Source organism: Anaerovibrio sp., assembly GCF_045637405.1.
Classification (GTDB): Bacteria; Bacillota; Negativicutes; order Selenomonadales; family Selenomonadaceae; genus Anaerovibrio.
In genome coordinates this window covers 1-6,011 of record NZ_JAZTZI010000089.1, presented here as the reverse complement: position 1 = coordinate 6,011, position 6,011 = coordinate 1, and the positions used below count along the sequence as shown (strand labels likewise).

Below are 6,011 nucleotides of genomic sequence, written 5' to 3'. Positions count from 1 at the left end.
ATAGCCAACAAAGTCGATACCAAGCAATATTTGGAATACATCTTTACGAACATGTCCCAGGAAGGATCCTTAAAGGACGACGCTGTTCTGCCAAAATATCTTCCATGGAATGTGAACCTGCCAACTGAAGAATAATGACACTATACTATGACGCAGCCTACGGGCTGCTTTTTATTTGCTATTGAGGCATATTATATTTTGACGCTTACAGTAAAACTATTTTTTAGCCTACTTTATCAATTTTTAGTCTTTTTTAGAACACATTTTTGTTGTTTTTAAAAAGCCGGAAGCCCTTGATATACTTGGGTTTCCGGCACTTTTATTTTCTGTTAATTAGTGCTACGCTCTCAACGTGGCTGCTGGCCACAAACATATCCACTGGCTGGACTTTTTCAGCCTTGTACCCCAGCTTATCCAAAATTTCCAGATCCCTTGCCAAGGTGGCAGGGTTGCAGGAGACATATACAATACGGTTTGGCTTCATATTGGCAAAGGTTTTTAATACCACCTCTGTACAGCCGGCCCGTGGCGGGTCTACCACGATTACGTCTGGACGGATGCCCTGATTATAGAGTCTTGGCATTACCTTAGTACAGTCACCCACTATAAATTCAGTATTCTTAACATTATTTTCCCGGGCGTTTTTCTCCGCATCCTTAATAGCTGGACTTACTATTTCTACACCATAAACCTTATGGGCCTTCTGAGCCAGATAAAGGCTAATAGTACCCGTACCGCAATAAGCATCAATTACTGTTTCCTTACCAGTAAGCTGAGCAAATTCCAGGGCCTTGTCATAAAGTACCTCCGCCTGCCTGGTATTAACCTGAAAAAATGAACGGGCAGAAACATTAAAGCTAAATTTCCCCAGCTTGGCCTTAATGGTTGGACGACCCCATAACAGCTTGGTTTCCCGTCCCAAAATCACGTTATTGCGGTAGGTCTGGATATTTTGCTGGAGGCTCACCATCTGTGGCAGACGACTGCGGAGCATCTTAATTATCTCCTTTTCACGGCTCAGCTGCTTGGTGGCAGTTACGAGCACCACCATAAGCTGTCCCTTTTCTCCGATGCGGGCCACCACATGGCGCATTACACCGGTATGACGGTCCTCATCGTATACAGGAATATTCAGCTTATCTATTACCTCGCGCACCGCACTGATGGCCTCGTTATTGATTTTATCCTGAATCATACAGTCAGAGGAATCAATAATTTTATGAGTTCCTTGGGCAAAGCAGCCAATAATGGTCCTTCCCTTTTCGCGCCCCACTGGAAATGCCACCTTATTGCGGTAATTCCATGGTTCCTTGGCTCCAATAGTTGGCAATACAGGTAAGTTCTTAAGATGACCTATGCGTTCCATGGCATCCTTGACCTGCTGATGCTTGGCCTTTAGCTGCCCCTCATAGGAAAGGTGCTGCAGCTGGCAACCACCACACTCCTTGTAAATACTACAGGAAGGTACTACCCGATCAGGACTTGGCTTTAACACCTTCACCAGCTTACCGGTGGCATAGCTTTTCTTTACCTCAGTAATTTTTACAGTAAGCTCCTCCTCAGGAAGTCCGCCCACCACAAAAACAGTGAAGCCTTCAATACGTCCCACGCCTTCACCACTGCTGCCTAAGCTATTGATTTTTATATTGTATTGCTTTCCCTTTTCTACAGGAACCTTTGCCATTTATTTTCCTCCAAAACATAAAGAGGGCGTCACCCTCGGAATAATTGCATGGTTTATTATACCACAAACATCCGTGACTGACGCCACACCTGAATAATTACTTTTTTAAGTTGGCCTTACTTTTTGAACTGAACCTTGAACAACAGATCAGTTGGCTTATCCAACAACAGCTTTGCCCCGTTTTTCAGGAGCTCATCATCCTTGCGGAAGCCCCACTTGGCTCCTATTGGATAAAATCCCGCATTGACCGCCGTCTGCATATCCACGCCACTATCTCCTACATAAACCACTTTGTCAGGCTCCACACCGATTTCCTTGCAGATTTCCTTACAGGTGGATGGATCCGGCTTTCTTGGATGACCAGGACGATCTCCCATAACTACCTTAAAGGTTCCTGGCTCAAACAAAATGCTGATAATAGTCTTTGCCGCATCCATTGGCTTATTAGTGCAAACAGCCATAGGAACATCCTTTTCGACAAGCTTTAAAAGCAATTCACGGACACCAGTATATGCACGGGTCTTATTCAGCACCTTGCCATTATAAATCTCCTTAAATTTTGCCAATGCCTTTTCATAAAAAGATCTGTCCTCGGATTTGTCAATTGGCAATGCTCTTTCCACAAGCTTGCCAATGCCATTTCCTACAAAATACTTGTATGCTTCTACATCATGATTTGGTAAATCGTAAGCTGTCAGCATTTCATTACAGCTATCAGCCAAATCGTCGATGGAATTAATCAGGGTTCCATCTAAATCAAATATTACTGCTTCATAGCGCATATCTCTTCTCTCCGCCTCTTTCTACACAAAAAACCTCTCACAGCAAGTAATATTCTATATTAAAAAGAAAAATCCTGCAAATATTAAAAAAATGTTAATTTCTTTGGTCAGCCTCCATGAGTACACTAAGAATATCTACTTCCCCTGTTAATAAATTTTCCCTATCTCCGCTGTGATGCCTAAGGACAATATCTGCCTCATGTATAAGCCCCAGCTTCATCAATTCTGCACAGCCAATTTCCGGGTGGTGATAATATCTGTACATAATATCCCTAAAGATATTGTCACTGGCCTTGTCACTATTTTTAACAGACCAGTCATTAAAAAATTTATCCAGTAAAACGCCGTAAGCCTTGCGAAAGCTGTTCATTTTCGGCCCACGACCAATATCATGCAGCAGGCAGCAGCGCCTCAAAAGGTCCATATCAACAGAATCGGACAAGCCTCTATATGAGGCAATTTCCATTGCAGTTTTCATAACATTCAGGCAATGACGCTGATCAGCTACTGTCATGTGATAAAAGGCCTGCTGAGCCTCAGGGGACAGCAGGTCATTTATTATATTCTGTTCTTCTTTACTGGGGCTCTTAGCCAGAATCCCCTTAAAAAACTGAACTATTCTACTCATATTTATTTTACGAATATCAGCTGCTGATATCCCTTTCCTGCACGATATTCCTCGGCATCCTGTTCCGTGGACGGCCCCATAGCCATTTCACAGGCTTCACCAGCCATACGCAGCTTCTGAATCGCCTTTATGGCCTCCGGCTCCTTGCCTGGTGCAAAGGCAACATATACATCACGTTGAGTTTGTGGTGCCTTCAAGCCATGTCGCTCCAAAGCCAGCATTACCCGCTCTATGCCGAAGGCAAAGCCTGTGGCCGACATGTCAGTGCCAAAATCCGTCAGCATGTTGTCATAGCGTCCACCACCACACAATGGGTAACCAAGGCCTGGGGTATATGCCTCAAACACCATGCCGGTATAATAGCTGAAATCACGGATTACACCCAAATCAAAGGTTATATAGTCGGAAACTCCATAGGCTTCCAAAAGATTGCAGATCTCAGACAGATTATCCAGGGCCTTACGGGACTGCTCATTGTTCACCATGGAATAGGCCTTCTTTAAAATTTCACGGTTGCCGTGAAGAAGTGGAATTTCCTTAACCATTTTTCTGGCATCTTCGGAAATATCCGCCTTATCAGCTATATTGTTAAGGCCTACCAAATCACGGTTTTCTATGGCTGCACGGATATTGCCCATTTCCTTGGAGCTTAAACCGCACTGCTTCATAAGACCATTAATAAAGTCCACCTGTCCGAGGCAAATAATAAAATCATTGAGTCCTGTCTTTTTCAGTGCAGAAATGGCCAAGGCAATTATCTCTGCATCAGCTGTTGCCTTATCACTGCCCAGCAGCTCAACGCCCGCCTGATGGAATTCGCACTGACGACCAGTCTGGGCCTGCTCATAACGAAATACAGAGCTTATATATGACAGCTTTAACGGCAGCTTATCCTCCTTCATTCGGGAAGCAGCTACTCTGGCAATAGGAGTAGTCATCTCATAGCGAAGAGCCATGGTACGGTTATTCTTATCAAAGAGCTTAAACATGTGAGGCTCTAAATTGCTGCCGTTGCCCATAGTAAGAGTGTCCAAAAATTCAACAGTTGGAGTCACTATTTCATCATAACCCCAAAGGTTGAATTCTTCAGCTATTGCTGCTTCAATGGCACGCTTGCCGGCAGCCTCACGAGGTAAAAAGTCTCTTGTACCATAAGGAATTTCCAAAACCATATCTCTATTTTCCATAGTCACTTCTCCTACGTCCAACTTGCTTTAATACTATTTTTTGTCCTTTAAACGATCAAATACCAGCGAATAGCCATCTGCACCATAATTAAGGCAGCGCTTCACCCTGCTGATGGTAGCTGTACTGGCTCCGGTACGACTTACAATATCATCATAGGTGTGATGATCCTGCAGCATACGGGCCACCTCCAGACGCTGGCTCATAGCCTTTATTTCGCTGATAGTGCAAATATCCTCAAAGAACTGATAGCATTCCTCCACAGTTTCCAATTTTAAAACAGCCTCGCAAAGCTGGTCGTTCAAATCATCCCTTAACTTAGGATTTACCATAAATACACCACCTGTAAATTAAGTATATGTTTATCATGCTTTCGTACTTTTATTCTTTTACACTTTACTTTGTGAAAATATAGATATATTATACAGCAACTATCCAAATTTTGCCATAGAAATATAGAAAAAAACCGTAAACTTCAAAATATAGTATGCCTCAACAGCAAATAAAAAGCAGCCCGTAGGCTGCGTCATAGTATAGTGTCATTATTCTTCAGTTGGCAGGTTCACATTCCGTGGGAGATATGTTTCTAAAACATAATCGTCCTTTAAGGATTCTTCCTGGGACATATTTGTAAAGATGTATTCCAGATATTCTTTGGTATCGACTTTGTTGGGCATACCGGACTAATGTGATTTCCTCGTTATGCCAGATACATACTTTCGATAATGGCCCTGGCCAATTCAGTATCACTCATACCCTTCATTTTCTTAGGCGCAGATACATATGCCGGCATGCGTTTTTTTATAAATTGTGTGTCGATATTGCCTGTACGAAAATAATTATCACGAAGGATTTTGTTATGAAGTGGCAAAGTGGTTTTTACTCCCTCAATGTGGAATTCATGCAGAGCACGCTCCATAATTTTTATGGCATCGCCACGATTGCGTCCGTGAACAATAATTTTTGCAATCAACGAATCATAATAAGGCTCGATGTCCAGACCCGCTGTTACACCGGAGTCAAAGCGTACCCGTGGACCGCTCGGCTCATGGAGAAAGGTAATATGTCCAGGGGATGGCATAAAGTTTTTATCCGGATCCTCGGCGTTGATGCGGCATTCGATGGCGTGTCCCGTGAAAGTTACATCATCCTGTGTAAAATCCAAGGATTCACCAGCGGCGATACAAATTTGTGTGCGTACCAGGTCAATACCGGTTACTACCTCCGTAATACCATGCTCAACCTGGATACGGGGATTTATTTCCATGAAATAAAATTCATTGTCAGCTAAATCCAGTAAAAACTCTACCGTACCGATATTGGAGTAATGAACACTTTTTGCGGCCTTAACAGCCAATGCTCCAACGCGGTCGCGCATATCCTGGGTCAGTGCAATAGATGGTGATTCCTCCAGTAGCTTTTGATTGCGACGTTGCAGGGAGCATTCACGCTCCCCAAGATGCAGAATCTCCCCGTAGTTATCTGCCACCACCTGTACCTCAATATGGCGTGATCTTTCAATGAAATGCTCGAAATAATATTTTTCTTTCGTAATATCCACCAGTAGCTTCAAGATATTTTTCAGGTCTTCTTCATCACGGGCGACACACATTCCTTTGCCTCCACCACCTGAAACTGGCTTCAGAATAACCGGATAACCGACCTCCTTGGCACTCCTGATGGCTTCCTCGTTGCTGTTCAGCGGATTGCTGCCCTTGGCCATTGGAATACC

The 6,011-nt window shown here is 43.5% G+C and carries 6 protein-coding genes; all 6 read right to left on the bottom strand.

Annotation, left to right across the window (positions count from 1 at the left end):
- Positions 1 to 319: 319 nt before the first annotated feature.
- Positions 320 to 1,684 carry a 23S rRNA (uracil(1939)-C(5))-methyltransferase RlmD gene (gene rlmD / locus ACKI5G_RS06460; protein ID WP_407398737.1) on the bottom strand — a complete coding sequence of 455 codons (1,365 nt, stop codon included), beginning with the start codon at positions 1,682 to 1,684 and terminating at the stop codon, positions 320 to 322.
- A gap of 116 nt (positions 1,685 to 1,800) precedes the next feature.
- Positions 1,801 to 2,466 carry an HAD family hydrolase gene (locus ACKI5G_RS06455; RefSeq protein WP_407398735.1) on the bottom strand — a complete coding sequence of 222 codons (666 nt, stop codon included), beginning with the start codon at positions 2,464 to 2,466 and terminating at the stop codon, positions 1,801 to 1,803.
- Between the two features lie 94 nt (positions 2,467 to 2,560).
- The gene (locus tag ACKI5G_RS06450) at positions 2,561 to 3,094 is read right to left on the bottom strand and encodes an HD domain-containing protein (RefSeq protein ID WP_407398733.1); all 534 of its coding nucleotides are present in this window, start codon (positions 3,092 to 3,094) and stop codon (positions 2,561 to 2,563) included.
- A gap of 2 nt (positions 3,095 to 3,096) precedes the next feature.
- Positions 3,097 to 4,281 (bottom strand): ATP phosphoribosyltransferase regulatory subunit, encoded by a 1,185-nt coding sequence (gene hisZ, locus ACKI5G_RS06445; RefSeq protein ID WP_407398731.1) that lies wholly within the window; start codon positions 4,279 to 4,281, stop codon positions 3,097 to 3,099.
- A 33-nt stretch (positions 4,282 to 4,314) separates the two neighbouring features.
- Entirely contained in the window at positions 4,315 to 4,611 is a 297-nt protein-coding gene (locus ACKI5G_RS06440) for a YerC/YecD family TrpR-related protein (RefSeq protein WP_085023287.1), read from the bottom strand.
- A gap of 368 nt (positions 4,612 to 4,979) precedes the next feature.
- On the bottom strand, positions 4,980 to 6,011 hold a 1,032-nt coding region (locus tag ACKI5G_RS06435; RefSeq protein ID WP_407398728.1), incomplete at its 5' end, for an ATP-grasp domain-containing protein.

Excerpts from the sequence above, each read along its gene's own strand:
- rlmD (WP_407398737.1), bottom strand. The coding sequence starts at position 1,684 with ATGGCAAAGGTTCCTGTAGAAAAGGGAAAGCAATACAATATAAAAATC.
- hisZ (WP_407398731.1), bottom strand. The coding sequence starts at position 4,281 with ATGGAAAATAGAGATATGGTTTTGGAAATTCCTTATGGTACAAGAGAC.
- ACKI5G_RS06440 (WP_085023287.1), bottom strand. The coding sequence starts at position 4,611 with ATGGTAAATCCTAAGTTAAGGGATGATTTGAACGACCAGCTTTGCGAG.
- ACKI5G_RS06450 (WP_407398733.1), bottom strand. The coding sequence starts at position 3,094 with ATGAGTAGAATAGTTCAGTTTTTTAAGGGGATTCTGGCTAAGAGCCCC.
- ACKI5G_RS06455 (WP_407398735.1), bottom strand. The coding sequence starts at position 2,466 with ATGCGCTATGAAGCAGTAATATTTGATTTAGATGGAACCCTGATTAAT.